This window comes from Neobittarella massiliensis (ex Bilen et al. 2018) (assembly GCF_900289145.1).
Taxonomy (GTDB): Bacteria; Bacillota; Clostridia; order Oscillospirales; family Ruminococcaceae; genus Neobittarella; species Neobittarella massiliensis.
Window position 1 is genome coordinate 16,708 of sequence record NZ_OKQO01000009.1, and the last position, 26,246, is coordinate 42,953.

A 26,246-nucleotide genomic window follows, 5' to 3' on the forward strand; every position below is an offset into this window, starting at 1 on the left:
CCGCTATTTGTGTGCGGCTCTCATCACCTGGAAAGATCTTCTTTTTGCATCTTGTAGCGCAGGTGGTCCAGCTGGTCCAGCTGTCTCTCGCGATGGTGAATGGCCTTTAAAATGCAGTCCCTCTTGTGCTTTAGCAGCTGCAGCCGTTTTGCCGTCGTGTCGGTACCTGACAAAATGAGCTGCATGTAGGTCTTTACTTCTTCACCGGTAAAGCCGGCGTCGTGCAGCGTCATGATCATGCTCAGCCGCTCTAAGTCGCGGTCGTCGTACTGCCACGCCCCCATCACCTTTTTCACCGTGTCGCACAGCCCCCACCGCTCGTACTCCCGCAGCAGCTCCAGGGGGATGTGGTATTTCTCGCTCGCCTCTTTTATGGTCATATCAGTCGCTCTCACCTCCCGTGCTCCCGCCCGGCCCGGCATCCGTCGGCGGTCGGGGGCACACAGCGGTGGCCGGTGGCCGGTGGGGCCCGCCGCCAGTGCCAACCGGCACAAAAAAAGCAGGTGCTCCCGCGGGAACACCTACATTGTATGGCCGATATCAAGAAATGTCCAATACTTATAAATTATCATCAGAAATGCCTGATAAGCATAACTTTACATGCCGCAAAAAGGCGTCGAAGGTGGGGGAGAGCGCCTGATTTTTCTTCCACACCAAAACCGTGCCCGACTCCCAGCGCGGCCACAGCGGCACGAACCGCAGCCCCTCATAATGGCAGTCCAGCTCCAGGCACAGCGCCACCCCCATCCCCTGCTGCACCATCATGGCTACATTGTACAGCAGGTTGTAGGTGGTCGTGATCTCCACCTGCTGCTGCAGCTCCCCCAGCCAGCTGGCCAGCGCGTTTTGCACCAGCGCCCGCTGTGAGACCATCAGCCGCTGGTCGGCCAGATCTGCCGGCGCTATCTGCTCTTTTTGCCCCAGGGGGGAGTCGGCCGGGGCCAAAATGCCCCACACCTCTTTTTGGGGCAGGCGAACGAATTCGTACTTGCCGATATCCACCGGGTCCGAGAGCAGCCCGATATCCAGCGTCCCGCGCTCGATGCGGTCTTTGATGTTGTCGGCGTTGCCGCTGTACAGGTCAAAGCGCACCAGCGGGTACTGCCGGCGAAACGAGGCCAGCAGCGTGGCCAGCAGCGAAAAACTGTGAAACTCCCCGCTGCCGATGGAGATCTCACCGCTCAGCTGCTCATCCCGGCGCAGCTCCCGCCGGGTCTTTTCGGCCAGCGACACCAGCTCCTGCGCCCGGCGCCTGAGCAGCATCCCCTCGTCGGTCAACACGATGTGGTGGCTGCTGCGGGTAAAGAGCCGCACCCCCAGCTCCTGCTCCAGCTGCATCAGCTGCCGCGACAAGGTGGGTTGGGTCACGTGCAAAAGCTGCGCCGCCCGGGTGATGTTCTCCTCCCGGGCCACCATCAAAAAGTAACCGAGCACCCGCAGTTCCATCTATCTATCGCCCCTTTCTGCCCTCAGAATAGCACATCACCTGCCCATATTCAACATATCTATAAGCGAGATATGCCTCAAAAACATTTTTCTTTCTGTGCGGTCCCGGCCGGCACCTCTTGCCTATCCCACCCGGCAAAATGGCGGCCGCAGCCGCGTCTGCCCGGCCCGCTGCGGCCACAGCGCCGCCTTCGGCTCTCTTTACAAAACTTTTATATAGATCGGGCCGATTTTCCTATTGACTATTCTCATAATTGAGAATATTATCATAATTGAGAACAATATCTGTCGAGAGCTCACACAAAAGGAGGTGCCGTATGTTCTCTGATCAAATAGAGGTGCTGCTCAACCCGGTGCGCATGCGTATCATCCAGTACCTGGCGCTGCACCCCAGCGCCACCAGCGCCCAGATCGCCACCTACGTAGAAAACGTGTCCAAGGCCAGCCTGTACCGGCACATCAAAAAGCTGGTCGACTCCGGTCTCATCCAGGTGGCATCTACCCGGCGGGTGCGCGGCGTGCAGGAGCGCTTTTACGCATTGGCCCCACCGCAGCAGATAAACGGCGGCATGCCCAGCGGCGACCAGCTGCACCGCGCCTACGAGCAGTTTTTGCTGGCGCTGCTGGGCGACGGCGCCCACTACTTCTCCCGCGCCGATATCGACCCGCTGCACGACGGGATCTCTTTTTCCACCTCCACGCTCATGCTCTCCCCCGAAGAGATGTCTGAGCTGGGGCAAAAAATCAATACCGCCGTGCTCGACTACCTGCAAAACGCACCGGGGCCAAACCGCCGCCCCATCCGCCTGAGTATGATCACCATCCCCACGGCTCAGGGGCCCAGCGAGAGCGACGCCCCAGCCGGCCACGACAGCAAGGAGACACCGACATGCTGAAGATCACCCACCTGAGCAAGACCTACAAAGGCGGCAAAAAGGCCGTCGACGACCTCACGCTCACCGTCGAAAGCGGCGAGATATTCGGTTTTATCGGCCACAACGGCGCCGGCAAGACCACCACCATCAAGTCGGTGGTCGGCATCCTCGATTTCGATCGCGGCAGCATCGAGATCGACGGCCACTCGGTCAAAGACGACCCCATGGCCTGCAAATCGATCACCGCCTACATCCCCGACAACCCCGATCTCTACGACCACCTCACCGGCATCCAGTACCTGGGTTTCGTCGGCGACGTGTTCGGTGTAGAGGGGCAGCTGCGCCGGCAGCGCATCGCCCAGTACGGCGACGCTTTCGAGCTCACCGCCAACCTGGGCGACCCCGTCTCCTCTTACTCCCACGGCATGAAGCAGAAGCTGGCCCTCATCTCGGCGCTGCTGCACGCGCCCAAGCTGCTGGTGCTCGACGAGCCGTTCGTCGGCCTCGACCCCAAGGCCTCCCACACCCTCAAGCAGATCATGGCCGAGCTGTGCGCCCAGGGCAGCGCGATCTTTTTCTCCACCCACGTGCTGGAGGTAGCCGAAAAGCTCTGCGACCGCATCGGCATCATCAAAGAGGGCCGGCTGGTCGTCAGCGGGCCCACACACGAAGTGATCGGCCAGAGCAGTCTTGAAGACGTATTTTTGGAGTTGATCGACCATGAATAAACTGATTTTACTGGGCAGAGTGTACGCGCTGGAATCGCTGGGTCTGGGCAAATTGTTCCACGCCAAAGACCCCAGAGAAAAGAGAAAGTCGCTGCTCATGGCGGTGGGCTTCGTCCTCATCGCCGTCATGCTGGTGGGTATCTCCACCACCTACTCGGTGGCCATGGGCCAGATGGCCGCCATGCTGGGCCGCCCCGAACTGGTGCTCACCGTCATGGCCGTCGCCGCCTCGCTGCTCTCGCTTATCACAGTCATCTATAAGGCCGGCAGCGTGCTGTTCTCCTTTCGAGACTACGACCTGCAAATGGCTCTCCCCATCCCCCAGAGCACCGTCGTCGCCAGCCGGGTGCTCATCCTCTACAGCGGCAGTCTGCTCTTTTCCTGTCTGCTGCTGGTCCCGGCGGCGGTAGTCTACGGCCTGCAGGCCGGCCCCTCTATGTGGTACTGGCTGGCCCTGATCCCCGCACTGCTGGCCCTGCCTCTGTTGCCGCTCATCCTGGGTCTCATCATCGGCGGGGCGGTGGCGCTGCTCTCTGCGCGCCTGGGCCACAGCAAGATCATCTCGGTGCTGCTCTACGGGCTGGTGGTCGTCGGCGTGCTGCTGGGCTCTACCGCTCTCAGCTTCCAGGCCACCGAGATGCAGGTCACCGAGCTGGCCCAAATAGGCGGGCAAGTCGCCTCCCAGCTAGAGGCCGTGTACCCCCCTGCCCGGCTGTTCACGCAGGGGGTAGCCGGCGGCAGCGCGGCCAGCTGGGCGCTGCTCATGGCCCTGTGCGTGTTGCCCTTTTTGCTCTTCTGTGCGCTGGTGGGTCGCTTTTACCGGCAGCTGCACGCGGTGTTCTCCACCACCACAGCCAGGGGCAAGTACCGGCTGGGCCAGCTGCACCAGTCCTCGGCGCTCACGGCGCTCTATCAAAAAGAGTGGCGCCGTTTCACCTCCTCCACCCTCTATATCTTTAACACCGGCATGGGTGCGCTCATGCTGGTGGTGGCTGCCGGCGCGCTGCTCTTTATGCCCCGCGCCCAGCTCGAGGGCTTTCTGGGCATCCCCGGCCTGGGCGGCATGCTCACCGGCCTCTGCCCGCTGGTGATGGCCGCCATCGGCGGGATGGGCAGTGTCAGCTGCTGTTCCATCTCGCTGGAGGGCGACCATCTCTGGATCTTAAAGTCGCTGCCGGTCAGCACCTCGCAGATCTTTATCAGCAAGGTGCTGGTCAACCTCACCGTCCTCGTCCCCGCCTGTCTGCTCGGCTCCACCATGGCCGGTATCGCCCTGCGCCCCTCGCCCGTCGAGTGGATCTTTTTCTACCTGACGCCGCTGGTCTTCGCCGTGTTTACCGCTGTTGCCGGGCTGGTGGTCAATCTCCTGTTTCCCAAGCTGGATTGGCAGAGCGAAGTCACCGTCATCAAACAGTCCGCCGCCTCCTTTACCGGGGTATTTGCCACGCCGCTGTTGGCGGCCGCTTTTATCGGGCTCGGCTTTCTGCTGCACCTGCCCATGGCGCTCGTAGCCATCGCCGCCACCGCTGCCGCCGCGCTCCTGTGCCTGGCGCTGTGGCTGTGGCTCGGCACCAAAGGCGCCCGCATCTTCGCACAGCTGTAAAAAGAGAGGTCTTCTCGGTCGAGAAGGCCTCTCTTTCTTGCTCCGGCCGCCCACCCGCGCCCGAAATGTGCGGCCTGTACACGTCCCGCTATCCCCGGCAGGTCCCCTGTTTTCTCCAGTCGGGTCTGGCTCCGAATTTTGGCACAGTACATAAAATATTTGTCGAAATCTCTTCTTCTCTATCGCATTGTTTTGTGGTATCCTGTCTTTAATCCATGAGTGATTGGATTTTGGAGGGATCTATATGAAAAAAGTGATCGCCGCTGCTCTCGCGCTGGTGCTGTGTCTGCAACTGGCCGGTTGCAGCACGCCCCAAAAAGAGAGCGGTACCAAAAAAGAGACATCGTCTTCCTCTGCGGTCAAGACGACGAGCGTCACCCTGCAGGCACTGACCTACAGGGTGCCGTCCACGTGGAGAAAGGTAAAAGCCGAGAGCGGGTATTACCACTATCCCACCGATGACAACAAAGCGGGATTTCTATTCGTCAGCTACAACGAGATCGACTTCTCCTCGGTAAGCAGCACAGAGGACCTCCACGAGGTCTACAGCACCTTTTTTAAAGGTGTGCAGGGGGACTCGAAAGACTTTAAGCTGGGCAAAAAGGAATTTATAAAGTTGGCGGGAATAGAGGCTTTTAAGGCCAGCTACAGCGACCGGGTCGACACATACGGCATGTATAACATGGAGCTATACGTGCTTGCCGACGTGCCCAATAACGCCCTGTACTACGTGACCTTCACCATGCGCGACAAATTGCAAAAGGAGATCGGCGCCCAAATAGACACCGTCGTCGGCAGCCTCCGCCTCGATAAAAAGGCCACAAAGGCCGGCGGCTCCAGTTCCGGCAGCAGTACCACCGGCAGCGATGGCCAAACCGGCAGCACCTCTTCGTCTGCCGCCGGTTCCGGTTCTGCCGCCGGCAGCGCCGGAGGACAAATCGCAGGCGGACAGAATGCCGGTGGCTCCGGTCAAGCCGGCGCCGGCACCAACACCAGCCCCAATACCAGCTCTAACTCTGGCACCAACACCGGCCCCAGCGGCGGCGAGGCCCAGAGCAACGAGCCGTCCGGCGTCACGGCGGGGCAAGCCAACGCTCTATCCAGGGCTCGCGCGTATCTGGGTGTGTCCGCCTTTTCCCACGATGGGCTCGTCAGGCAGCTGGAGTACGAGCAGTTCTCGCACGAAGAGGCGGTGTACGGGGCTGACAACTGCGGCGCCGACTGGAACGCTCAGGCCCTGAAAAAGGCGGGATCTTATCTGAACACCTCGGCTTTCTCCTATCAGGGGCTCATCAGGCAGCTGGAATATGAGCAGTTCACCAGCGAACAGGCCGCTTACGGGGCCAACAACTGCGGCGCCGATTGGAACGAGCAGGCGGCGAAAAAGGCCCAGACCTATATGAATTTCAGCTCTTTCTCCCGTCAGGGTCTCATCGACCAGCTGAAGTACGAGGGTTTTACCGACGAACAGGCCGCTTACGGCGCCAGTGCCGTGGGGCTGTAAAAACACATCTGTATAAAAAGGACGGGCTCGCAGTTCAGCGGGCCCGTCCCTTTTTCTCGGGTTTGCCAGCCACCAGCAAGCAGTCTCTCGCGCTCTACTGCTGCCCGGCACCTGCCCCGGCCGGGATGCGCATGGCGGTTCCTGCGTGCGATGGCCCCCGATAGCGCGACCTCTGATCATGGCCCTGTTTCTGGCCACCCGCACAGAGCGTTTCGGCCAGGTCTATCCCGCTTACAGTGCTCCTCACCGGGCCGCGTTCTCTCTCTGCCGCTTTTAAAAAAGAGAAGTATACCTGTCCGGCAGAACACCTGCCGCCGCTGCCGGTGTCCAATAGAGGGCCTGCCCGCTCACATCTTTTTCCCGGCAGACCAGGCCAGACCGGGCTATCTTGCCGCCCAGCGCGCTCCTCTCTGCCAGCCGGGCGGAATTCGCCAAAGCCGCTTGCTCTGCAGCCTCCACCGCGATCTTTTCTTTTGCCGCCGCTCCCCGCCCCAACATGCTCCCCACATATAAAATGCCTGCTGTGGCAGCCCTGCTTGCTATAGGCGCCGTCTCAGTTTGCCTTTATCTATATACCCGCTTGCCGGCTCTCCCCCGTATACCTGCGGGCCCCAGCGCCGCCACACAGGGGTACCGCTGTCTCTTCGCTCCCCCCACAATTCATTTTTAAATGATCAAACGATATCTTTTTAAAAAAGCTCCGTTTTTTAAAGACAATTTGCTATAATGGTAAAAGCAGTCTAAAAGTTTTGGATGCTGGGCGGGCGACCGCGCCAGTAAAACAGAGGAGAGTCGTAACATGAACCGTTCTGCCAATCGCAAGCAGGCCAGATGTCTTGTTTTTCTGGTCGTGGGGGCGCTTTTGCTGGGGTGTTTTCCCCCGTCAGTCAAAGCCGCCGACAGCCAGATGACCACGCTCGACATCTCCAGGGGCAATATCGTCATCGCCGCCGACAGCATCAGCGGCTACGCCCCGTCGGGGGAGGCGGTCACCCAGCCCGATGCTGCCGGCTACCACATCGTGCAGAGCTCTTACGGCACTACCGCCCATACCATCCTCATCAAAAAAGGGGCCGACACCCATATTCTGGCCGACAGCCTGCATATACAGATGGATTATAACAATTATGGCGCGCTCTCCCCCCTGTTTATCGAGCCGGGCGCCTCGCTGCAGCTGACTCTCAAGGGGGAAAACGCATTTTACGGACCGGCCTACAACGCGGGGATCGGCGTCCCGCAGGATACCGACGGCACCATGGCCGAGCTGACGATCGACGGTGACGGCTCCGCCACCTGCTACTCTGCCAAGCGCGGGGCCGGCATCGGCGGCGGCCAGCGGTGCGGCTATACCGAGGCGGCGGGCAAGATCGTCATCAACAGCGGCACCATCACGGCGATCGGCGGGCAGGACGGGAACGGCTACGGCGGCGGCATCGGCAACGCCGAGATCCCCGACAACGCCCCCAATGACTGTGTGATCGTGATAAACGGCGGATCGGTGACCGCCAACGCCGTACAGGCCTCCAGCGGCATCGGCGGCGGCAGATCGTCCAGGGCCTGCAAAGCCGACGTGACCATCAACGGTGGCGTAGTCAGCGCGCAGGGCGCCGGCGATCACGGTATCCGCGCCAACTCCATAGAGATAAACGGCGGCAACGTGATCGCCCTGGATGGCGTCTCTGACGATAACTGGCAGTCCTTCTCCACCCCGCCGCGAAACAGCGACGGCGAGCAGGTAAAGATCGCCTCGGTAAAACTCGGCCCGATCGACTACGGCGCCAGCTGCCAGCTGCAGTCCGGCTCTTTTACCAGCACCGTTATAAGCAGCAGCTACGGCCGGGTCAACGCGCTCATTCCGCCATCTGAAAGCACCGTCCACATCACCACCGCCAAACAAAATGTCTACCGCGTAGACTGGTCCGCTCTATCGCCCTCGACCCAGATCTCATATCGCCCCTATGCCTTTCCGGTGCTGACCATCGTACCAGACAGCGGTCAGAGCTTTTTCTACGGCGACCCGGCTGCCCCCACTTACAAGCTGTACAGCGACAGCTCGGTGGTGGCTGACGACCTGGTCACTCTGGACGGCGCGCTCCGTTATGATGCAGAGCACCTCTCTCCCCTGCCCAGCCAGGCGAGCATTTTGCCGGGCTCTATTCGCCGCGTAGCCGGCGACTACTGTATCGAGTTCGACAGCTCGGTCACCTGCCGGATCGAAAAGCGAAAGATCGCTGTATCCGCCGCCGACCTGACCACCCACTACCTGCAGTATAGCCGCTACCAACTGCCGTTTGTGTTTCACCTGGAAGCGGGCAGTCTGTTGGCGGGAGATACGCTGGAAGACGCCTTCTCCTTTTCGGCCAAGGATCTCGACTATTTTCCCCCTGTGGGCAGGTACGAAAACACCCAATTTTCTTTTTACAGCGACTATTATGATGTAGAGCTCGCCGGCCCCGGCCCGGCGCTCACCGTCTTAGAAAACAGCTCGCTGCTGCAGGTCGGCGAAACGCTCCGCTTCGGGACCGACGCCGCCGGGGCCCCCATAGAATGGGTGGTCTCCCGGGTGGACGAAAACGGCGCGTATCTCTACTCCAAATGGGTCTACGACGATCTCCCCTACGACCAGATCTCCGCCCAGAGATACAGTTACCTGCAGACCGCTTTTCCCTCTCTGGATGCCTGTGACTTCGTCTCCGGTGGCGAGTTGGTCGACAGCCGGTATATAGACGCCTATGCCCCCTCTATCAAAGAGGACTACCGGGCCACCGCCAGCGACCAAACGCCAAAAGCCTACTGGCTCTTTTCTCCCCCAGACGATATCCACACCGACGGCCCCTATTACGTAGATACCAACGGCAGCATCCGGCAGGCGACAGACAGCGCCTTTACCGCCGGCGTAAGGCTTTCCCTGAAAATAGATACCAACTCCCACACCGTCCCCGGCATCACCCTATCCGATCTGCTGGCTGCCCCGGCCACCTACGGGGATATCGGCCCGGGCGACGCCGTCGGCCAGGTGACCGATAACGCCGTACTCACCGGGCACCATACCACCTCTTTCTCGCTGACAGACGGCGAAGGCGCGACCTCGCTGTTCTCCCTGGACCAAAACGGCACCATTTACGCCGAGCAGCGGCTGGCGGCTGGCAGCTACCGCCTCACCGTACAGGCAGTGGATGACACCGGGTATGTAAGCCGGCAGGAGACCGCGTTCACCGTCAAGAAAAAAGAGATCGCGATCACCCCGGCAAGTGACCTCACCATCCAGGTCGGCGACAGCGCCCCGGCCCTCCCCTATACCTATAGCGAGGCCGATCTGCTGCCGGGAGACGTTTTCACCGGAGAACTGGCAGTCGGCGGCGATCTCTCGGAGCCGCGTCAGTATCCCATCACCCTGGGCAGCCTGAGCGCCGGTGACAACTATCGCCTGCTCCTAAACGGGCCCGCCTACCTCACCGTCCGCGAAAAGACTTCACCGCCCGACGGCCCCGACACCGATACGCCCGACGATACCCCTGCTCCCCCCGACGAGCACAGCGGCGGGCAGCCTGAAACGGGCGCCCCCACCGGCGATACCAGCACCAACGGCAGTATCCGGGCAGCGCTGGTGCTTGCCGCGGCGGGCGCCGCGCTCCTCCTCAGTCAAAAGCGCCGCCAAAAAAGTTAAGCGCTCAGTTTCATTCCAGTAAAAAAAGAAAAGAGAGCGGGCTCACCGTACAGATCACTGGTGAGCCCGCTCTCTTTTGACTGCCGGCCAGAGGGCCGCCCACATCTGTCTCGTCAGGGGTCCACCAGACAGACCCAGCCCAGTCCCGCTCCCCTCATTTCTCCGCTCCCGCCGCCCCGCTGTATAGAGACCGCACAGTTCCCCGCTCTGCAGTGGCAGCAACCACTGGCGGCCAACAGCAAGAGAGCGCTCCCCGCACAGGGAGCGCTCTCTTGTTTCTTGCGTCTATCTGTCAAAATACCGGCTCAGCAGACAGGTGCGCGTCAGCTGTCCCGGTCGGCCTCCAGCCAGCTCTGACCGGCTTTTTTCAGGTATTCACCGGTGACGCTCTCCCCGTTCTCGGCGATCTCAGACGGGGTGCCCACCGCCACGATGCGGCCGCCTTCCTCGCCGCCACCAGGCCCCATATCGACGATGTAGTCGGCGTTGCGGATCACGTCTAGGTCATGCTCGATCACAATGACCGTGGCGCCGTTATCGATCAGAGTCCGAAATACAGCGAGCAGCGTCTGCACGTCCAGCGGGTGCAGGCCGATGGTCGGCTCGTCAAACACGAAGATGGTGTCCGACTGCCCCCTGCCCATCTCGCTGGCCAATTTTAGCCGCTGTGCCTCCCCGCCCGACAGGCTGGGCGTCGCCTCGCCCAGGGTCAAATAGCCCAGCCCCAGGCTCTGCAGCACCTGCAGCCGCCGCTGCACCACCTTCAGGTCCGCGCAGGCGCCCAGCGCCGTGCTGATATCCATGGCCATCAGGTCGGGCAGCGCATACTGCTCCCCGGCCCCGTTTTGGTAGCGCACCTGCCCGGCGTCTTTGGCATACCGCGAGCCGCGGCAGTCCGGGCAGGGGATGTCCACATCGGGCAAAAACTGCACGTCCAGGCTGATGACGCCGGTCCCGTCGCAGACCGGGCAGCGCAGCTTACCGGTGTTGTAAGAAAAGTCGCCCGCCCTGTAGCCGCGGTCTTTGGCGGCCGGCGTCTTGGCGTATATCTTGCGCAGCTCGTCGTGCACATTGGCATAGGTGGCCACCGTAGAGCGGACGTTGATGCCGATCGGCGTGGCGTCGATCAGCTTGATCCGCCCGATCCCCTCTGCGCCGATCTCCCGCACGTGCTCCGGCAGTGCATCCCCCGCGATCGCCGCCTCCAGCCCCGGTATCAGGCTCTCTAAGATCAGCGTCGTCTTGCCCGAGCCCGACACGCCGGTCACCACCGTCAGTTTTCCTTTCGGTATATCCACAGAAAGCGGCTTGACCGTGTGGATGGCCGATGTCGCCAGGTGTATCCTGCCGCCGGCAAATACGTCTCCCCCGCTGCCCGGCGTCTGCACCTGCGCGCTGCCCGACAAAAACGGCCCGATCAGCGAGCTGCCGTCGCGCGCCAGCTCTGCTACCGTCCCCTGCGCCACAACGCGGCCACCGTCCGCCCCGGCCTGCGGGCCCATCTCAATGAGCCAGTCCACCTCCGACAGGATCTGTGTGTCGTGGTCCACCAGCAAGACCGAGTTGCCGTCGGCGATCAGGTCGCGCATGACCGCGGTCAGCCCCACGATGTTCGAGGGGTGCAGCCCGATGGAGGGCTCGTCCAGCACATACAAAACACCGGTGGTGCGGTTGCGCACCGCACGGGCCAGCTGCATCCGCTGGCGCTCGCCGGTAGACAGCGTGGCCGCCGAGCGGTCGAGGGTCAAATAGCCGAGCCCCAGCTCCATCAGCCTCCTGGCCACCACCGCAAACGACTCGCAGATGCTCTGTGCCATCGGGCGCATCTGCTCCGGCAGAGAGCCCGGCACCTTTTTTACCCACTCCACCAGCTCGGTCAAAGTCATCCGGCAGGCCTCGTCCAGGCCGATCCCGCACAGCTTTGGCGCTCTCGCCGCCGCCGACAGCCGCGTGCCGCCGCAGTCGGGGCACACACCTTCTTTTAAAAACTTCTCCACCCGCTTCATGCCTTTTTCGTCCTTGACTTTGGCCAAGGCGTTCTCCACCGTGTACACTGCATTAAAGTAGGTAAAGTCCAGCTCGCCGCCGGGCCGGTCGTTTTTGGGCTGGTAGTAAATGTGCTTTTTCACCGCCGGGCCGTTATAGACAATGTCCCGCTCCTGCTCTGTCAGCTCGCAAAACGGCACGTCGGTGCGCACGCCCATCTCCCGACAAACGTCGGTCATCAGCGACCACATCAGCGATTTCCAGGGCGCCACCGCCCCTTCGTCGATGGTGAGCGTCTCGTCGGGGACCAGCGTCGCCCGGTCCACGGTGCGAACGATCCCCGTCCCGCTGCAGGTGCGGCAGGCCCCTTGGCTGTTAAAGGCCAGCTCCTCGGCCCCGGGCGGGAAAAAGTGCACCCCGCACACCGGGCAGGTCATCTCTTTGCCCGCGGCTACCGCCAGCGTAGGTGGCTGGTAGTGCCCGTTGGGGCAGCGGTGGCTGGCCAGCCGCGAAAACATCAGCCGCAAACTGTTTAACAGCTCGGTCCCGGTCCCAAACGTGCTGCGGATGCCCGGCACGCCCGGCCGCTGGTGCAGCGCCAGCGAGGCGGGCACGTACAGCACCTCATCCACATCTGCGTGCGCCGCCTGGGTCATGCGCCGGCGGGTGTAGGTCGAGAGCGCATCCAGGTAGCGCCGCGAGCCCTCGGCATAGAGCACCCCCAGCGCCAGCGACGATTTGCCCGAACCCGACACGCCGGTGATGCCGACGATCTTATGCAGCGGAATATCCACATCGATATTTTTCAGGTTGTGTACCCGCGCGCCCCGGATCTGTATTTTTTGCGGTATCTCAGTTCTCTCTCTCATAAAAAGTACCTCGTCTTAGATCTCACGTTCATCCTCTATTATACCACACCGCCAAAAGATGAAAATACCGACCTGCCCGCCGCGGCAAAATAAACCGCTCCCCGCCGCGCGCCCCTGGCGGCAAAAGGCTATCTGCCGCCCCAGGTACACCTCTTTTACCGTCCCGCCACAAGTCTCTTTTCCCTTTACCTTCCGCCAAAGCGTGGTATACTGTATGTTGTATACGATACACGGTACATTGGCCCTGGTCGATATCTTCGCCCCGCTGTTTCACCGGCCCCAGCGGCGCCCATCCAAAGGAGCAAGAGAGATGCAAAGTCTTTTTTACCTGTGCGCCGCACTGTCTGTCGGCGTCATCTGCGGAACAGTGGCCGGCGGTGTCACCCGCGGCACCCGGCAAAAAAAGTATACCGACGAGCAGGTCAAACGGGGGCTGCGCTTCTGGAAGATGGGCTCCCGGATACTGACCTATATCACCTTTGTCTTTCTGGCGCTGGGCTTTATCTGGTGCGTCTATTTTCTGGTCCTCGGCGCGGTCTCCCCCAGCCACACCGAGTACGCCGACAACATGTCCGAGCTGATCGTATCGGTGTTGACCGTAGTCTCTATCGCCTTTGCCTTCTACGAGTTCATTCGCCGCAAATAGCGCGCCCAGTAGCCCATTCCCGCCGCCCCGGCAAGAGGAATATGTACAGCAAAATAAGCACCGCACAGCGCAATACTGCTGTGCGGTGCTTTTTTGTTGCCTGCAGCTGTCTGCTGTCTCCCGATACGCCTGTTTTGCAGTCTTTCACCGGCCCGGTAAAGGTGCTTTTGCCCCCGCTTCTACGCAGTTGAGCACCCCCGCGCACCGCTGTGTGCCCGCTCGTCTCTTTTTTTGCTAAAAACGAAAAGTTTGTCATCAGAACTGAGACCTCTCTCAGATTTGACGGCTTTACCGTAAGTACGTAATGAGCGCTGAGGACCTCATTACTTCTGATCGATCAGAATCAGTAAGCCTCCGAGAGGAGGTGAAAACATGAAAAGTCACGAGAGCTTTGGTAAGCTGGTGCGCGCCTATCGCAAGAGCCATCACCTGAGCCAACAGGATATGGCCGAGCTCTGTAACGTCTCGATATGCTACTACCAGCGCATCGAGCACGGAAAAGCCAATCTCGGTCTTGATCTGGCCATCTATATCGCCGCCGCACTCGACATCAGTCTCGACGAGCTAAAGCAAAACGTACATGTACTGCCGCTCCTCTTCGTCTAGGGCGGTCCCCAAAAACGGCCGTGAACAGAGGGTGTCGCCAGCGGGCGGTGCCCTCTGTTCTCTCTGTGCCTTTAAGCGGCTCTGCGCCGCTTTTAACCCCCGCCCGCCCCTTTGGCCCGCCGGTCCATCATGCCCCTACCGCCTGTGCCCTGCGGGCGCGATATCCCGCTAGTTAGCCGTCCGGTAGCGCTTGTGGGGCACGTTTGCGCGGTCCTCTTTAAAGCCCACCAGCAATTCGTGGCCGCTGCGCCTCTGCATCTCCTCTATCAGCTGTGCCGTGGTCTGTACGGCAGTATCTTCCCCCGGTGCCCCCGCTGCAAAATCGCGCAGGAGAGGTCGGTTGCCAAAACTGACATACTGCTCCACCGTGTAGGCACTGCGGGTACCGGCCAATATCCACCTGGCAAACTCATCCGGCTCAAAAGGTCGGTTTTTACTCTTGTAGTGCGTGCCTTCCTCCAGCGCCTTCAGGGCGTACTGCTGCGCCAGTTCCTGCATCTCCTCCCGCGTGTACGCCAGTTTCAGCGGGTCGGTCTGCAAAACGGCCCAAAAGTGTTTGGGAACGGGGTTTCCCGCCTTTCCCCGGGTCAGCAAAGTCGATGAGCTCACATTCACACAAGGAATAAAAATGCCTTGTTCGAGCCAAAAAAAAACGGCGCGCGTAGTAGATGCGATAAGTCAACGCCAAGTCCCCCTATCATAAAGTCTACCCATATGGTACCAGCCGATCCCGATTTTTACAAAATGTATACCTTTTCGATTTAGTACCCCTTCATTTTAACCGCAAAAGCGGCGAAAAGTGTCTAAATATAGAGCACGATAGATGCGATAAAACGCTTTTTCTGTCAGTTTTTACCGCGCTGCATCGTATCCTGTCGCTCTCGCCTGTGCCGCCGTCAAAACTCGGCATAAAAACAGGGCGGAGCCATCGCCCCGCCCGCTACATGCAGCCGCATATCCGCACCCGCTCACCGCCGGCCATACCCCCATAAAAAAGGGGCCCGCCCACGGCAGGCCCCCTTGATCAGATCTGGTCAAAAATGAGCTCGCAGCCCTCGGGCGCCATCTTAAAAAGATCCTCCGCCCGGTAAGAGGCCAGCACCGTCTCGTGCCGTCCATCAAAAATGACCATCATATCTTTGGCCCCGTCTGTCCACTCGCAAATGTGCAAACTGGCCCCGGTCCTCTCAAGTGTTTGAGCTATCTCGTAAAGCCCGTTCCCATGCCCGGCCCCCCGCGTCGTGTTGCCGGGCCGGCCCAGTTCAAACAGCACCGCCGGCAAAAAGGGTTCGCCGGTGTCGCCGACGGTAATGCTGTAGTCGCCGCCCAGGTATCCCAGTATCAGCGAGATATCTCTCACGGGCCGGTCTTTAACTGCCCGGCAGGCGTTTCTCATCAAATTTCCGATCAGCGAGAGCAGCGCCCGCTCCGGTATGATGTGCTCCCGTACCAAAACATCTATCGGTTCGCGCACATTCACCGTCAACATTCCTTTTACGCTGTCCACCAAATCGAAAAAGTGTTCCACTTGAAAGTCGAGCGCCAGCAGCCCCGTGTCGATAGACTCTCTGTTTTGCTGCATGTCGTTCTTCCTCGTTTCTTCGCCCTGCTCCTCGGTCAGACGGGCGATCTCCTCGATCCAGGCCCGCCGTTCCTCCGGTGCTATCGAGCCCAGCTCGATTCCTCTGGCCATCGTCTTGGCCATACCGCGCAGGGCCGGGATCACCGCCGCGTCGCGGTGCATCTTTCGCGCCAGGTCCTCACTTTTCCTCTGCGCGTCGCGCAGTTCCTCCCTCACCACCTTCGCCCTGTATTTATCTTTGGTCCAGCTAATGATCGTTGCGATCATCAATATGACCAGCAGGAAGAACAGAAAATAGTCTTTTGGACTTATCGAGGTCTCCATCCCGGTGCGCAGCGTTCCCAGCGACAGGTACGACAAAACAGCAATCATCGAGGCCAGCACAGCCACCACATGAAAGTGGTATGAGAGCAGTTCTCTCATGATGCGAAACAGTTTTACGCGCACCGCCAGCCAATATGTAGCAAGCTCGGCCGCCGTCGATAGGAGCACCACCAGGTCCATTTTCAAGTGGAGTGTCGCACCAATAGCTGCAACGAGCAGCGCACAGATAAATCGAATAGCTACGACTGCCACCACCGAGACCACTGCGTGCGTATATGGGGCCATCCTAAATAATTTTCTATACCGCGTGGCCGAAAAATAAGCTCCGCCAAGTACGGATAAAAGCACATAGACGATGACCGATGGAAGAGAGAAGTGATCTTTCCCATATGCCACCACGATAGCGAGCACAGAAAAAGCACCCATCTCAAAAACGTTTTTAAGTCTGAGCCGCATAGCACAGCTGTCTTCACAGAGATTGAGAAGTATCCAGTACAGCCCCGCACCAAACGCTATTAAGTCCAAAACATCAGTAAATGCTTTCACAGTCAAATCCTCTTTGTCGATGATTGACTATATTATAACATATAAAAGAAAAGGAGGGGTAACCCCTCCCTTACGCTCTAACCGTATGTTTAGATGCGGCCAATGATCTCGCACACCATGTGCATCCATCTCTGCAACCAGCTCATCTCTTCGCCCCCTTCCGGTGATCCTCACTTGTCTTCCTGCAAGTTAAAATTACCTTTGGGGGCCGCGTAGCCCTCCGCATTGCCGGTGCGCGGTCAGCCGTTTCTCTGCTCAGCAGTGCTCACTGTGTGCAATTTTTACACAGCCATTAAAAAAAGCCGGCCCTCAAACGAGGGCCGGCTCTCGGCATCTCTCTATCTCAAACTCAAAACAGTCCCAGGTCTCTGCCTAGGCGCTTGGCAAACAAAATAATAAAAGACCGCACCGGGTTCTCCTCCATGCTCAACAGCTCTACCGAAGCATATTTTTCCAGCGCCTCGGTGTGGTCTTTGGCCCCGCCCAAGGCCTGCTCCAACACTCTCTGCATACCGCCCACAAAGCTGGTGTACACCACCTGTTCCCGCCGCCGCACCTGTGTGATAATATCCGATACGTACCGCTCGGGATTGTGCGCGCAGGCGGGTTCGTTTTTCATCTTTACCACCAGTGCCGTTATGGTATCCCGCAGTCTATGCGTCCCCACCTTGGTCACCGGGCAGCCGATCTCGATCAGTCTTTCCTCCACCACGCCGGCTATCTCTGCCGCTGGGTCCGCCGGCTGCTTTTCCAAGTCGGCGCTGGCCGGCACGGTCTCCTCGGCCACCGGTCCTGCGGTGGCGAGCTCGCGCTCGCGCCGGTTGCGCCGCTCGCGGTCCTGCAGCTTGTACGGGGCAAACCGCAACAGCTGTACAGCCACCAGCGGCGGGCCATAATCCGCCCTGCTCTTTTCCAGTACGTAATCGATGCCGATACCCCGCGCGTATTTTACCGCCGCCGAATCGGAACGGTTGTTGGTGGTCACCAAAATAATGGGGCGGTCTGCCGGCGCCAGATGTTGCAGGTGCTCCAAAATATCCATACCGTCGCCTTCTCTCAGCTCCAGGTCCAGTACCAGCGCGTCAATAAAGGTGTGCGCCCGCAAATAGGTGATGGCCTCTGTTGCATTGTCCACCACCGCCACGATCTCAAACTGCTTTTGGGCGGCCAGATACCGGCGCAGCTCATCGGCCTCCAGCGCGTTGTCCTCAACGATCATCACCCGCAGCACCAGGTTTGTCGGCTTTCTCAATACGGCCACAATAACCCACACCTTTCGTACGCCTGTTATCTGTCATATATTATAAAATTTACGCAACTATCTTACAATACTACCGCGCACGATTTGTGGCTTTGTACCCAGGGATCGCCGGTAAACTTGTAAACTATCTCCTCCATATCCCACTTGGTCATAAAGTATATCGTCTGATCGCGTTCTATCCCACGCAGCACCCCGGTTGGCCTCCCGCTCCGGCCCGATACTGCCCCACACAGATACCCGTGACCGGTATTTGCCCCGTCCCCCAAAAAAGCCTGTTGCCCCGCCGGGCTCCGCCCCCTCCCGCTCTCTTTTGGGGGCTACCCTGCCGGTTCTACCCGCTGGCTGCCCCCATTTTCTCCGCCTGTTCATGGCCCCACTTTGACCGATCCCCCATCAAAAAAAGGGCCGCCACTGCAGCAGCGCCCCTTGTCAAAATTCTGATAGCCCCCGGCAAAAAACACTTGCCGCCGGTGCTCTGGCTGGAAGTCTCCCGCTCTGTGCGCCGCTGGCTGTGTCACCTGCTCCCAGTCACAGCCATTTTTCACCGCGCACGCATGCACGTCCTCCCGTGCCAGAGGAGACTGTAAAAGGCTCGGTCCACCCGCACCAGTACCCCTGCCAGCGTCTGCCCAGCCGCGTCGCCAAGGTCTTTTAACTCCTCGGTGCCTGGCTGTTTGCGCGCGGCGTCAAATAGCCCTCAAAACGCGCCCAGCGCGCCCTGAAAGCCGATCCCCGCCGCCCAGCCAAACCTTGGCCCCAGTGGGCACGAGATCGTGTTGCCACCATGGATGCGCCAAAACAAAAAAGTGTCCGCCCGGTCGGCCGCACACCCATACATAACGCCCGGCAAACTGTCACAGGCATCCTATCCTCCCGCCCGACAGGCACCCCGTCACCACAAACTCAGTCACCCGACTGCAAAACAGAACGCTCACGCCGTGCGCCAGCTGCGTCTGCGTATACAAAAAGGCGGCGCTTTCGCCCTCGAAAACGCCCAGCTCGGTGACCGCCCCCTGCCCGGCCACCGCCTTTTTTGCACACTGCAAACTGCAAACTGTATACTGTACACCTCATACCGTACACAGTACCAGCCATGCGCAGCACCTTTTCTCTAGCCCTGAGCACCCCTGTATAACGGCTGTCTTTATTATATCCCCCCGCCCGACAGGCACCCCGTCACCACAAACTCAGTCACCCGACTGCAAAACAGAACGCTCACGCCGTGCGCCAGCTGCGTCTGCGCATACAAAAAGGCGGCGCTTTCGCCCTCGAGAACGCCCAGTTCGGTGACCGACCCCTGCCCGGCCACCGCCTTCTTTGCACACCGCACACTGCAAACTGCAAACTGTATACTGTACACCTCATACCGCACACAGTACCAGCCATGCGCAGCACCTTTTCTCAGGCTGTGAGCACTTCTATACAACGGCTGTTTTTATCATGTCCTCCCGCCCGACAAGCACCCCGTCATCACAAACTCAATCACCCGGCTGCAAAGCAGCACGCTCACGCCGTACGCCAGCTGCATCTGTACATACGAAAAGGCGGCGCTTTCGCCCTCGAGCACGCCCAGACCGGTGACCGCGCCCCCCTGCCCGGCCACCGCCTTCTTTGCACACTGCACACTGCAAACTGTATACTGTACACCTCATACTGTACACAGTACCAGCCATGCGCAGCACCTTTTCTCTGGCCGTGAGCACCCCTGTATAACAGTTGTCTTTATCCTATCCCACCGCCCACCGAGCACCCCGTCATCACAAACTCAATCACCCGGCTGCAAAGCAGCACGCTCACGCCGTACGCCAGCTGCGTCTGCCATACAAAAAGGCGGTGCTTTCTCCCTCGAGCACGCCCAGACCGGTGACCGCCCCCCCCCTGCCCGGCCACCGCCTTCTTTGCACACTGCAAACTGTATACTGTACACTTCACACCGCACACAGTACCAGCCATGCGCAGCACCTTTTCTCTTGCCCTGAGCACCCCTGTATAACGGTTGTCTTTATCATGTCCCCCGCCACGGCCGCGGCGCCCACCGGCACCCCAGCTCCCATCAGCGCCCGCCCAGATACAGGCGTCGCTATGCCCGTCGACTATTCTCCCAGCAGTTTTTTGGTCCGGTACTTCTTTCCCTTACGGTAGCCCTCCTGGTATTTCTCCTGGTCGGCGGTGCGAAATTCAGTCCGTTTCCACTTCAGGTGCAGGCTCAAATACGCCTTGTTCACCTCGTCCGAGGGAACCACCATCAGCTCCCACTTGTTTTCCTGTACCTGGGCGGCCAGCGCCTTGTCGATGCCGTCTAAAAAGCCCAAAACAAAGCTGTCCCGCTCGATCTTGGCCCGCGCCTTCGAGTAGTGGCCGCTCGCCCGCCGCTCCTTATCCCGCTTGCGCATCTCCCCCAAATACTTGTTTAAGATCTTGAGCACGTCGTTGTACACCGCCGCCGAAATCCTGGCGTCTACCCGCTCCCCCAAAAAGGTGATGGCTCTCTTTCCGTCCGATTTTCTGCGGCTCACAAAGCCCTTGGTGCGAAAATTCTCGCTGATGATCTGGCCCAGCTGCTGGTGATAGTAGCAGATATTGCCCGACCAATAGGCGTATTCCCGCACGATGTCGCCGTCGTCCTCCTCGCCCGGCACCATGTCCAGGTGGTACTTGGCCATCAGCTCCTGCGCCTTGAGCAGCGCTCTCTCCGCCTCTTCAGGGGAGGGGTTGTTCCCCGCCAAACGCAAGAGCTTTAGCACTCTCTTTTCAATTTTGCTCTGCATAGTCCGGCTCCTCCCCTCATACCAAAAACAGTATACCACATTCTGTCCCCGCCCCACGCAAAAAAAGGCGGGCTTTCTCCTTTTTCGCTCCTCCGCCGGTCGGGCGCGGCCCTTTTCACCTGCCCGGCTCAGCTCTTTACCGCCGCGCCCCGCTTTTCCCGCGCAATATTTTGGTCTGCGCCCAAATATGGTATAATCCAAATAGGTACGCCGCTCACCGTACCCATCTCCCAAAAAGTGGTGGTAACATGTTCAAAAAAATAAGAATCGGCTTGCCGCTGCGGGCCATCCTCGCCATCGGCCTGATCCTGCTCTCGGTACTGAGCGGAGTCTTTCTCTTTATCCTGGGGATAAAAGAGACCGTCTCCACCCACCGCCAGGCGCAAAATTATCAAACTGTCACCGGCTATCTCTACAGCTACATACCGGAAACCGGCAGCGAGCCCCACTCCGCACACCGGCAGCGCAACGCCACCTCCTATTATCTGGTCTACCGCTACACGGTAAACGGGCAGGACTACACCGTCGCCACCGACTACAGCACCGGCGCTCTGCCCGAGGTCGGCAGCCAAAAGCAGATCCGCTACGACCCCAGCGACCCACAAAACGCCCTGATCGTGGGCCCCGATCGCGGTGGCATCCTGCTGTTTGCCGGCGCCATGTTCGCCGGTATCCCGCTTGCGTTGGCGCTGGCCGTCTTTATCGTCTTAAAGAGCAAAAAAGAAAAGAGCTCCATCGATGTCGTCGGGGCCACCTTTGGCCTGCTCTTTGTCCTGTTCAGTTACGGGATGATGTACATGGCCAGCGGAACATATACCCCGCTGGGCATCTGGCGTTTTTACACCCGTTCCTTTTCCCCCATGCTGCTCATACTGCCGCTGCTCACCGCCGCCGGTCTCTTTGTGCTGGTAAAAAGTCTCTTCTTCGCCGCGCCCCGCCGGGGCCGCTCCAAAAAGCGTGCGGCGCGCCGGTAACGTGGCCGCTGTTTTGCTCTCATCGGCCGCTCTGCAGCAGCGCTTCGCCCCAGGCGGAGCGCTTTCTCTTTATACCGTGCTCCCACATCAGACCACATCGGCGCACCCAGCGGCAACGCACCGCCCAACTGCCTTATCCCCCGCCCGGGCGCACTGCCGGCGGCCAAGACCACACAGCGGTCGTTTTAGCCCCGCACAGCCATCCATAGCCGCCGCGCTCGTCTTTTATCGGCACCGCGGCAGCCACCGACCGCCGACACAGCGCCCGGTCCACGCCGGCGCTCCCCGGCCCCTACGATACCCCTGTCGCCAGCAAATGCCACGTGCTGCCGCCGAATATCCACCGCCTTACTGCCTACTGTCCCACCTCTCCACTGCTCCACTGCACAGAGCGCCCAGTCGTCACTTGTTCGCACCGCCAGCCGATGCCGCTCATTTCCCCCACGCCCCGGTTTTTACACGTTTATACACCGTGCATTGCAGAACAAACACTGCAAACTGTATTCCACATCCCACATTCCACACTCTATATTCTGTACTCTATCTACTGCATATCACAGACCACACACCGCACACCAAAAGCGGGCCTGTACACCTCCCCATCAGGGGGTGCAGGCCCGCTCTCACCGTAACTGTATAGCGCCTCAGCTCTCCTGCTGGGGCTCCTGCTGAGGCTTGTCCGCTGCCGGTCGTGCCGGCGGCGGTGCCTTCTTGTCTTTTTTGCCGTCCACCAGGCTGGTCACCTTGTCCACCACATCCGGCACCATGCTCACCAGCCGATCGGCAGTGGTGTCCGACTTTTTGGTGAACTCCATCAGCCGCACATCGCCCTTGTTGACCACTAAAAAGCCGATGGGCGAGACCGACAGACCGCCGCCGCTGCCGCCGCCGAACATGTCTTTTTGCACCTTGGTGGGCAGGTCGCTGCCGCCCGAGGCAAAGCCGATCGACACCTTCGACACCGGTATGATCACACAGTCCTCCCCCATGCGGATGGGGTCGCCGATGACCGTGTTGCCGTCGATCATCTCGCGTATTTTGTTCATGGCCGAATCGATCAGCCCCTGAATGGGATGTTCACTCATGATTTTTGCCCCTTTCTATCTCTGTGCCGGTCTGCTGTCCGGCTCGCGTTTTATCTCCGGCGCCGCCTGTCGGCGCTGTCTCATATTTTTGAGCAGCCGCACCGCCACAACAGCGGCGGTCACTAGCAGTATAACAGGAAGTGCCCACAGGCGAAAGCCCAGTTTGAAAAAAAAGCCCTCTTCCGCAAAGTCCGGCTCCAGCTCCACCCGGCGGTAACGGGTGTCAAACACCGACGACACGAGCCCCAGCACCGGCCACAAAACAGCGTTTATCTGCCCGTACAGCACCGCCGTCCGGTCCGGCTCCTCAGCCCCTACCCGGGCATACAGCTCCACTCTGCGCAGGTGGATATGCCGGGTCAAAAAGCGCAGCCCGTGCAGCGTCGAGCCCAGCATGTCCAAAATAAAGCCCAGGTCCATCTTTTTTTTGCCGCCGTCCCCGCCGCGGCCGCCCTTCTTCCCGGCAGCGGCCGCCAGCTCGTCCTCCTCGAGCTCCTCGGCCTCTTTGGCCTCCTTGCCCGGGTAGAGGGGAAAGCGCAAAAACAGGTAGTGCAGCTCTACCTGCTGGCTGTCCGGGTCGGCCTGCACCCGCACCTGCAGAGGGATGAGCAGCGCCGCTACCAGCAGTATGAGCAGGCCCAGCAGCACATAACCCAAAATGCGAAAAAACATGCAGCCACTCCCCTCTCTGCTGGCGGTGCACCGCCTGGCGCCGTGCGTTTTTTTCTAGCTCTCGGTCTCCGGCTCTGCCGTCTCTGCCCCGTCGCCGTCCTCCGGCGGCAAAAAGTCGCGCACCGGCGGCAGCTGCTCGATCGACGACAGCCCAAAACAGCGCAAAAAGTTCTCGGTGGTCTTATAGGCGATGGGCCGCCCCGGCAGGTCCAGTCGGCTGTGCTCCTCCACCAGCCCCTTATCGCACAGGTTCGATACGATAGAGGACGAGTCGATGCCCCGCACCTGCTCAATAAACGAGCGGGTCACCGGCTGGTTGTAGGCGATGATGGCCAGCACCTCCATGGCCGCCTGCGACAGCGGCGTGTTGCGCCGCACCTCCAGCGCCTGGCGCACCTGCGGGGCAAACTGGTTTTTGGTGGCCAGCTGGTAACTGTCCTGCAATTTTAAAAGCACCGTGCCCCGGCCCGGCTTTTCGCACTCGTCGGCGATCATGGTCAGCACTCTCTGGATGGTGGGCAGCTCAATATCCAGCACCTCGGCCAGCCGCTTGGCCGCCACCGGTTCCCCGCTGGCAAACAGTATGGCCTCCACCGCGCCTTTTGCAAAATCTATGTCCATCGCCTATCCCCTCTCGGCCCGGCGGCCGGTCTTTTTCAGGGTGATCTCCCCCTCGTCGTCCAGCCTTATACGGCCGCCCTTTATCAGCTCCAGCAGCGCCAAAAAGGTGGCCACGTTCTCGGTCTTTTCGTACTTCTTCGAAAACAGCGCCTCATAGCGCAGCTTGGCCCCCACCTTCAGCCGCCGCAGCACGAACAAAATGCGCGACGAGACCGACACCACCCGCTTGGCCACAATGCCCGAAAAACTCTTTTTGGGCGGGGCCTGCCGCACCAGCAGCTTTCCCTTCAGCGCCGCCAAGGCCAACAGCAGCTGCTCGGTGTCGTGGCGGCGGGTGTAGGGCAGCACCCCCGGCGGGGCCGGCTGCGGCGCGCGCACAAACAGATCGCTTTCCCCGCCGCGGTCCCTCAGGTGGGCCGCTATCCGCCGGCACAGCTGGTACTCGATCAGCTGGCCCTGCAGCTCGGTCTTCAGCTGCTCCTTCTCCTCCTCGCGGCGGGGCAGCAGCATCACCGTCTTCATGTACACCAGCCGCGAAGCCATCTCTAAAAAGTCGCCGGTCAGGTCCATATCGATGCGCTGGGCGTCGTTCATATAGGCCATATACTGGTCTACCAGCTCGATGATATTGATGTCGTACAGGTCCAGTTTGTGTTTCGAGATCAGGTGCAAAAGCAGGTCCAGCGGCCCCTCAAACGCATTTTGCGGCAGTAAAAAGGTCAGCTCGCTCATAGCAGCCGCACCAATATATCCACATAGCCGGTCAAAAAGTCGAGCCCCCCGTAAAGCAGCCGCGACAGAAACGACAGCGGTGTGCTCAAAATGCCGGTGAACAGCAAAAAGAACACGGCCAGCATGATATAGCGCTCGTATTGCATGATGCGGTAATAGGTCTGCTGGGGCAGCACCAGCTGCAGGATCTTCGAGCCGTCCAGCGGCGGGATGGGCAGCAGGTTAAACACCGCCAGCGAGATATTCAGCAGGATCACCATCTGCAAAATGGCAAAAATGCCCCACACCGCCTGGGAGGAGCCGTAGCTCAAAAACAGCCCGGCGCCCAACTTGTAAAAGATCATAAAAATGTAGGCCAGCAAAATGTTCGAGGCCGGTCCGGCCAGGGCCGACAGGGCTGTGCCCACCCGCGGGTTCTTATAGCGGTAGGGGTTTATGGGCACCGGCTTGGCCCAGCCCACCCCGGCCACCAGAATGCACAGGCTGCCCATCAGGTCCAGGTGGGCAAAAGGGTTTAAAGTCAGCCGCCCCATGTTTTTGGCCGTGGGGTCGCCCAATTTGTCCGAGGCCCAGGCGTGGGCCGCCTCGTGCACCGGCAAAGCGGTAAACAGCACGATGACCTTGGTGAATAGACCGATGATAAAACTTGACATAAGCAGGTATTCTCCTATACGATAAGGGCGGCGGCGCCCCCTGTTATAGCGCGCTCTCAGTCGCAGTATGGGTCAAAATCGGCCCGCCAAACCGCGCGGGCCACACTTACTATAGAGTATAGCAATTTGGCGCCAAAAACACAATACCGCCCGCCGCCGGCCAGGTCACCCGCCGCCGGCCGCACGGGCGGTCCAGTATCAGAAAAAGGTGACTGTATATGCAGATACGCCCCCTGCTGCCGGGCGACGACCCGGCGGCGGTAAGCCGTGTGTACGAACAGAGCTGGCAAACAGCCTACCGCGGCATCATCCCCAGCGCCTATCTCGACGCCATCCCCTCCGGCAACTGGTGCCGGGCAGTCACCGCCACCGACCGGCACACGCTGGTGCTCGTCAGCGACGGGCAGATCGTCGGCACCAGCGCCTACTGCGCCGCCCGCAGCGAGCAGATGGCCGGCTGGGGTGAAGTCATCAGCCTCTACCTGCTGCCGGGCTACTGCCGCCGGGGCCTGGGTACCGGCCTGCTCAGGGCGGCGGTGGCGGGCCTGGCGCAGCTGGGCTTTGCCGATGTCTACCTGTGGGTGCTGGCACAAAACCAGCCGGCGCGCCGTTTTTACCAAAAATTTGGTTTTGCCGACAGCGGCGCCTGGCAGCAGCAGTGCATCGGCGGCCGCTCACTGCGCGAGCTGATCTACACCTGTCACCTTCCCCCCAACAGCGCCAAACAGCCAAATGCAGGCCCCGCTGCCGGGCCCTGAGCACCGCCCTCCAGCAGCCGCGATACCGGCCTCAGCGCCAAAAAGTGGGAAAAGATCAAAAAAAGGTTGCTTTTCCCTCCGCAATCTGATAGAATACATACGTTGACTAAAAATTTGTATTAAGGAGGTGCAGATAAATGGCTAAATGTGATATCTGTGGGAAAGGTGTAACGTTCGGCATCAAGGTGTCCCACTCCCACAAACGTGCAAACCGCGCCTGGAAGCCCAACGTGCGCAAAGTAAAGGCGGTCGTTGACGGTACCCCTTGCCGGGTTAACGCCTGCACCCGTTGCCTGCGTTCCGGCAAAGTGACCCGCGCTATCTAAGCTGAAAAACGCTA

25 protein-coding genes are annotated in these 26,246 nt (G+C 60.0%); 10 read left to right on the forward strand and 15 right to left on the reverse strand.

Annotation, left to right across the window (positions count from 1 at the left end; genetic code table 11):
- Positions 1-23: 23 nt before the first annotated feature.
- A complete protein-coding gene (locus tag C6Y32_RS12640; protein WP_370738825.1) occupies positions 24-395 on the reverse strand; it encodes a MerR family transcriptional regulator in 372 nt (123 codons plus the stop codon).
- 163 nt (positions 396-558) lie between these two features.
- A complete protein-coding gene (locus C6Y32_RS12645) occupies positions 559-1,446 on the reverse strand; it encodes a LysR family transcriptional regulator (protein WP_105205633.1) in 888 nt (295 codons plus the stop codon).
- A gap of 317 nt (positions 1,447-1,763) precedes the next feature.
- On the opposite strand from C6Y32_RS12645, the gene C6Y32_RS12650 reads away from it, so the two are divergent.
- The 5 genes from C6Y32_RS12650 to C6Y32_RS12685 all read left to right on the forward strand — a co-directional run bounded on the left by C6Y32_RS12650 (position 1,764) and on the right by C6Y32_RS12685 (position 9,823).
- Entirely contained in the window at positions 1,764-2,342 is a 579-nt protein-coding gene (locus tag C6Y32_RS12650; RefSeq protein ID WP_105205634.1) for a helix-turn-helix domain-containing protein, read from the forward strand.
- On the forward strand, positions 2,336-3,049 hold the full coding sequence (locus C6Y32_RS12655) for an ABC transporter ATP-binding protein (protein ID WP_105205635.1): 714 nt from the start codon (positions 2,336-2,338) through the stop codon (positions 3,047-3,049). Before C6Y32_RS12650 ends, C6Y32_RS12655 begins: the two co-directional genes overlap by 7 nt.
- On the forward strand, positions 3,042-4,652 hold the full coding sequence (locus C6Y32_RS12660; protein WP_105205636.1) for a hypothetical protein: 1,611 nt from the start codon (positions 3,042-3,044) through the stop codon (positions 4,650-4,652). The genes C6Y32_RS12655 and C6Y32_RS12660 overlap by 8 nt, the downstream gene beginning before the upstream one ends.
- A 244-nt stretch (positions 4,653-4,896) precedes the next feature.
- A complete protein-coding gene (locus C6Y32_RS15680; RefSeq protein WP_164998278.1) occupies positions 4,897-6,156 on the forward strand; it encodes an Ltp family lipoprotein in 1,260 nt (419 codons plus the stop codon).
- 799 nt (positions 6,157-6,955) lie between these two features.
- Complete coding sequence (locus C6Y32_RS12685; protein ID WP_105205638.1) at positions 6,956-9,823, forward strand: cadherin repeat domain-containing protein; 2,868 nt, start codon at positions 6,956-6,958, stop codon at positions 9,821-9,823.
- Positions 9,824-10,146: 323 nt separating this feature from the next.
- Here C6Y32_RS12685 and C6Y32_RS12690 read toward each other — a convergent pair whose 3' ends face one another.
- Positions 10,147-12,678, reverse strand: a complete 2,532-nt coding sequence (locus C6Y32_RS12690) for an excinuclease ABC subunit UvrA (RefSeq protein WP_105205639.1) — start codon at positions 12,676-12,678, stop codon at positions 10,147-10,149.
- 310 nt (positions 12,679-12,988) lie between these two features.
- Between C6Y32_RS12690 and C6Y32_RS12695 the strand changes: the two genes are divergently transcribed.
- The gene (locus C6Y32_RS12695) at positions 12,989-13,324 is read left to right on the forward strand and encodes a transporter (protein WP_105205640.1); all 336 of its coding nucleotides are present in this window, start codon (positions 12,989-12,991) and stop codon (positions 13,322-13,324) included.
- 372 nt (positions 13,325-13,696) lie between these two features.
- Positions 13,697-13,930: a helix-turn-helix domain-containing protein gene (locus C6Y32_RS12700; protein WP_105205641.1), complete on the forward strand. Its 234-nt coding sequence runs from the start codon at positions 13,697-13,699 to the stop codon at positions 13,928-13,930.
- A 168-nt stretch (positions 13,931-14,098) separates the two neighbouring features.
- Here C6Y32_RS12700 and C6Y32_RS12705 read toward each other — a convergent pair whose 3' ends face one another.
- From C6Y32_RS12705 to C6Y32_RS12745, 7 genes are all read right to left on the reverse strand, one after another.
- A complete protein-coding gene (locus C6Y32_RS12705; RefSeq protein WP_129589453.1) occupies positions 14,099-14,524 on the reverse strand; it encodes a hypothetical protein in 426 nt (141 codons plus the stop codon).
- Between the two features lie 430 nt (positions 14,525-14,954).
- The gene (locus C6Y32_RS12710; protein WP_129589454.1) at positions 14,955-16,121 is read right to left on the reverse strand and encodes a hypothetical protein; all 1,167 of its coding nucleotides are present in this window, start codon (positions 16,119-16,121) and stop codon (positions 14,955-14,957) included.
- Positions 16,122-16,731: 610 nt separating this feature from the next.
- Positions 16,732-17,643, reverse strand: a complete 912-nt coding sequence (locus tag C6Y32_RS12715; RefSeq protein WP_105205644.1) for a LytR/AlgR family response regulator transcription factor — start codon at positions 17,641-17,643, stop codon at positions 16,732-16,734.
- An 854-nt stretch (positions 17,644-18,497) separates the two neighbouring features.
- Positions 18,498-18,689, reverse strand: a complete 192-nt coding sequence (locus C6Y32_RS12725; RefSeq protein WP_105205646.1) for an RpiB/LacA/LacB family sugar-phosphate isomerase — start codon at positions 18,687-18,689, stop codon at positions 18,498-18,500.
- A gap of 101 nt (positions 18,690-18,790) precedes the next feature.
- Positions 18,791-18,973: an RpiB/LacA/LacB family sugar-phosphate isomerase gene (locus C6Y32_RS12730; RefSeq protein ID WP_129589455.1), complete on the reverse strand. Its 183-nt coding sequence runs from the start codon at positions 18,971-18,973 to the stop codon at positions 18,791-18,793.
- Between the two features lie 108 nt (positions 18,974-19,081).
- Positions 19,082-19,267, reverse strand: coding sequence for an RpiB/LacA/LacB family sugar-phosphate isomerase (locus C6Y32_RS12735; protein WP_105205648.1), 186 nt, complete (start codon positions 19,265-19,267; stop codon positions 19,082-19,084).
- 469 nt (positions 19,268-19,736) lie between these two features.
- Positions 19,737-20,411, reverse strand: coding sequence for a DUF2786 domain-containing protein (locus tag C6Y32_RS12745; protein ID WP_105205650.1), 675 nt, complete (start codon positions 20,409-20,411; stop codon positions 19,737-19,739).
- Between the two features lie 248 nt (positions 20,412-20,659).
- Between C6Y32_RS12745 and C6Y32_RS12750 the strand changes: the two genes are divergently transcribed.
- Positions 20,660-21,385, forward strand: a complete 726-nt coding sequence (locus C6Y32_RS12750) for a DUF3592 domain-containing protein (RefSeq protein WP_105205651.1) — start codon at positions 20,660-20,662, stop codon at positions 21,383-21,385.
- A gap of 644 nt (positions 21,386-22,029) precedes the next feature.
- Here the strand turns inward: C6Y32_RS12750 and ytfJ are convergent.
- Genes ytfJ through C6Y32_RS12775 form a run of 5 tightly spaced genes read right to left on the reverse strand, consistent with a single transcriptional unit; the run spans position 22,030 to position 25,148 of the window.
- Positions 22,030-22,470, reverse strand: coding sequence for a GerW family sporulation protein (ytfJ, locus tag C6Y32_RS12755; RefSeq protein WP_105205652.1), 441 nt, complete (start codon positions 22,468-22,470; stop codon positions 22,030-22,032).
- A gap of 15 nt (positions 22,471-22,485) precedes the next feature.
- The gene (locus C6Y32_RS12760) at positions 22,486-23,142 is read right to left on the reverse strand and encodes a DUF2953 domain-containing protein (RefSeq protein WP_105205653.1); all 657 of its coding nucleotides are present in this window, start codon (positions 23,140-23,142) and stop codon (positions 22,486-22,488) included.
- Positions 23,143-23,196: 54 nt separating this feature from the next.
- Positions 23,197-23,763 (reverse strand): SMC-Scp complex subunit ScpB, encoded by a 567-nt coding sequence (scpB, locus tag C6Y32_RS12765; RefSeq protein ID WP_105205654.1) that lies wholly within the window; start codon positions 23,761-23,763, stop codon positions 23,197-23,199.
- A gap of 3 nt (positions 23,764-23,766) precedes the next feature.
- On the reverse strand, positions 23,767-24,495 hold the full coding sequence (locus tag C6Y32_RS12770; protein ID WP_105205655.1) for a segregation and condensation protein A: 729 nt from the start codon (positions 24,493-24,495) through the stop codon (positions 23,767-23,769).
- Positions 24,492-25,148 (reverse strand): site-2 protease family protein, encoded by a 657-nt coding sequence (locus C6Y32_RS12775; protein ID WP_105205656.1) that lies wholly within the window; start codon positions 25,146-25,148, stop codon positions 24,492-24,494. The genes C6Y32_RS12770 and C6Y32_RS12775 overlap by 4 nt, the downstream gene beginning before the upstream one ends.
- A 218-nt stretch (positions 25,149-25,366) precedes the next feature.
- Between C6Y32_RS12775 and C6Y32_RS12780 the strand changes: the two genes are divergently transcribed.
- Together C6Y32_RS12780 and rpmB are read left to right on the forward strand one after the other, a co-directional pair.
- Positions 25,367-25,906 carry a GNAT family N-acetyltransferase gene (locus C6Y32_RS12780; protein WP_105205657.1) on the forward strand — a complete coding sequence of 180 codons (540 nt, stop codon included), beginning with the start codon at positions 25,367-25,369 and terminating at the stop codon, positions 25,904-25,906.
- A 137-nt stretch (positions 25,907-26,043) separates the two neighbouring features.
- Positions 26,044-26,232 carry a 50S ribosomal protein L28 gene (gene rpmB, locus C6Y32_RS12785; protein ID WP_105205658.1) on the forward strand — a complete coding sequence of 63 codons (189 nt, stop codon included), beginning with the start codon at positions 26,044-26,046 and terminating at the stop codon, positions 26,230-26,232.
- The last annotated feature ends 14 nt before the right edge of the window (positions 26,233-26,246 follow it).

What these genes read in the sequence shown, in the direction of transcription:
- C6Y32_RS12645 (WP_105205633.1), bottom strand. Translation starts at nt 1,446, where the DNA reads ATGGAACTGCGGGTGCTCGGTTACTTTTTGATGGTGGCCCGGGAGGAG.
- C6Y32_RS12650 (WP_105205634.1), top strand. Translation starts at nt 1,764, where the DNA reads ATGTTCTCTGATCAAATAGAGGTGCTGCTCAACCCGGTGCGCATGCGT.
- C6Y32_RS12655 (WP_105205635.1), top strand. Translation starts at nt 2,336, where the DNA reads ATGCTGAAGATCACCCACCTGAGCAAGACCTACAAAGGCGGCAAAAAG.
- C6Y32_RS12660 (WP_105205636.1), top strand. Translation starts at nt 3,042, where the DNA reads ATGAATAAACTGATTTTACTGGGCAGAGTGTACGCGCTGGAATCGCTG.
- C6Y32_RS15680 (WP_164998278.1), top strand. Translation starts at nt 4,897, where the DNA reads ATGAAAAAAGTGATCGCCGCTGCTCTCGCGCTGGTGCTGTGTCTGCAA.
- C6Y32_RS12685 (WP_105205638.1), top strand. Translation starts at nt 6,956, where the DNA reads ATGAACCGTTCTGCCAATCGCAAGCAGGCCAGATGTCTTGTTTTTCTG.
- C6Y32_RS12690 (WP_105205639.1), bottom strand. Translation starts at nt 12,678, where the DNA reads ATGAGAGAGAGAACTGAGATACCGCAAAAAATACAGATCCGGGGCGCG.
- C6Y32_RS12695 (WP_105205640.1), top strand. Translation starts at nt 12,989, where the DNA reads ATGCAAAGTCTTTTTTACCTGTGCGCCGCACTGTCTGTCGGCGTCATC.
- C6Y32_RS12700 (WP_105205641.1), top strand. Translation starts at nt 13,697, where the DNA reads ATGAAAAGTCACGAGAGCTTTGGTAAGCTGGTGCGCGCCTATCGCAAG.
- C6Y32_RS12710 (WP_129589454.1), bottom strand. Translation starts at nt 16,121, where the DNA reads ATGGCCCCATATACGCACGCAGTGGTCTCGGTGGTGGCAGTCGTAGCT.
- C6Y32_RS12745 (WP_105205650.1), bottom strand. Translation starts at nt 20,411, where the DNA reads ATGCAGAGCAAAATTGAAAAGAGAGTGCTAAAGCTCTTGCGTTTGGCG.
- C6Y32_RS12750 (WP_105205651.1), top strand. Translation starts at nt 20,660, where the DNA reads ATGTTCAAAAAAATAAGAATCGGCTTGCCGCTGCGGGCCATCCTCGCC.
- ytfJ (WP_105205652.1), bottom strand. Translation starts at nt 22,470, where the DNA reads ATGAGTGAACATCCCATTCAGGGGCTGATCGATTCGGCCATGAACAAA.
- C6Y32_RS12760 (WP_105205653.1), bottom strand. Translation starts at nt 23,142, where the DNA reads ATGTTTTTTCGCATTTTGGGTTATGTGCTGCTGGGCCTGCTCATACTG.
- scpB (WP_105205654.1), bottom strand. Translation starts at nt 23,763, where the DNA reads ATGGACATAGATTTTGCAAAAGGCGCGGTGGAGGCCATACTGTTTGCC.
- C6Y32_RS12770 (WP_105205655.1), bottom strand. Translation starts at nt 24,495, where the DNA reads ATGAGCGAGCTGACCTTTTTACTGCCGCAAAATGCGTTTGAGGGGCCG.
- C6Y32_RS12775 (WP_105205656.1), bottom strand. Translation starts at nt 25,148, where the DNA reads ATGTCAAGTTTTATCATCGGTCTATTCACCAAGGTCATCGTGCTGTTT.
- C6Y32_RS12780 (WP_105205657.1), top strand. Translation starts at nt 25,367, where the DNA reads ATGCAGATACGCCCCCTGCTGCCGGGCGACGACCCGGCGGCGGTAAGC.
- rpmB (WP_105205658.1), top strand. Translation starts at nt 26,044, where the DNA reads ATGGCTAAATGTGATATCTGTGGGAAAGGTGTAACGTTCGGCATCAAG.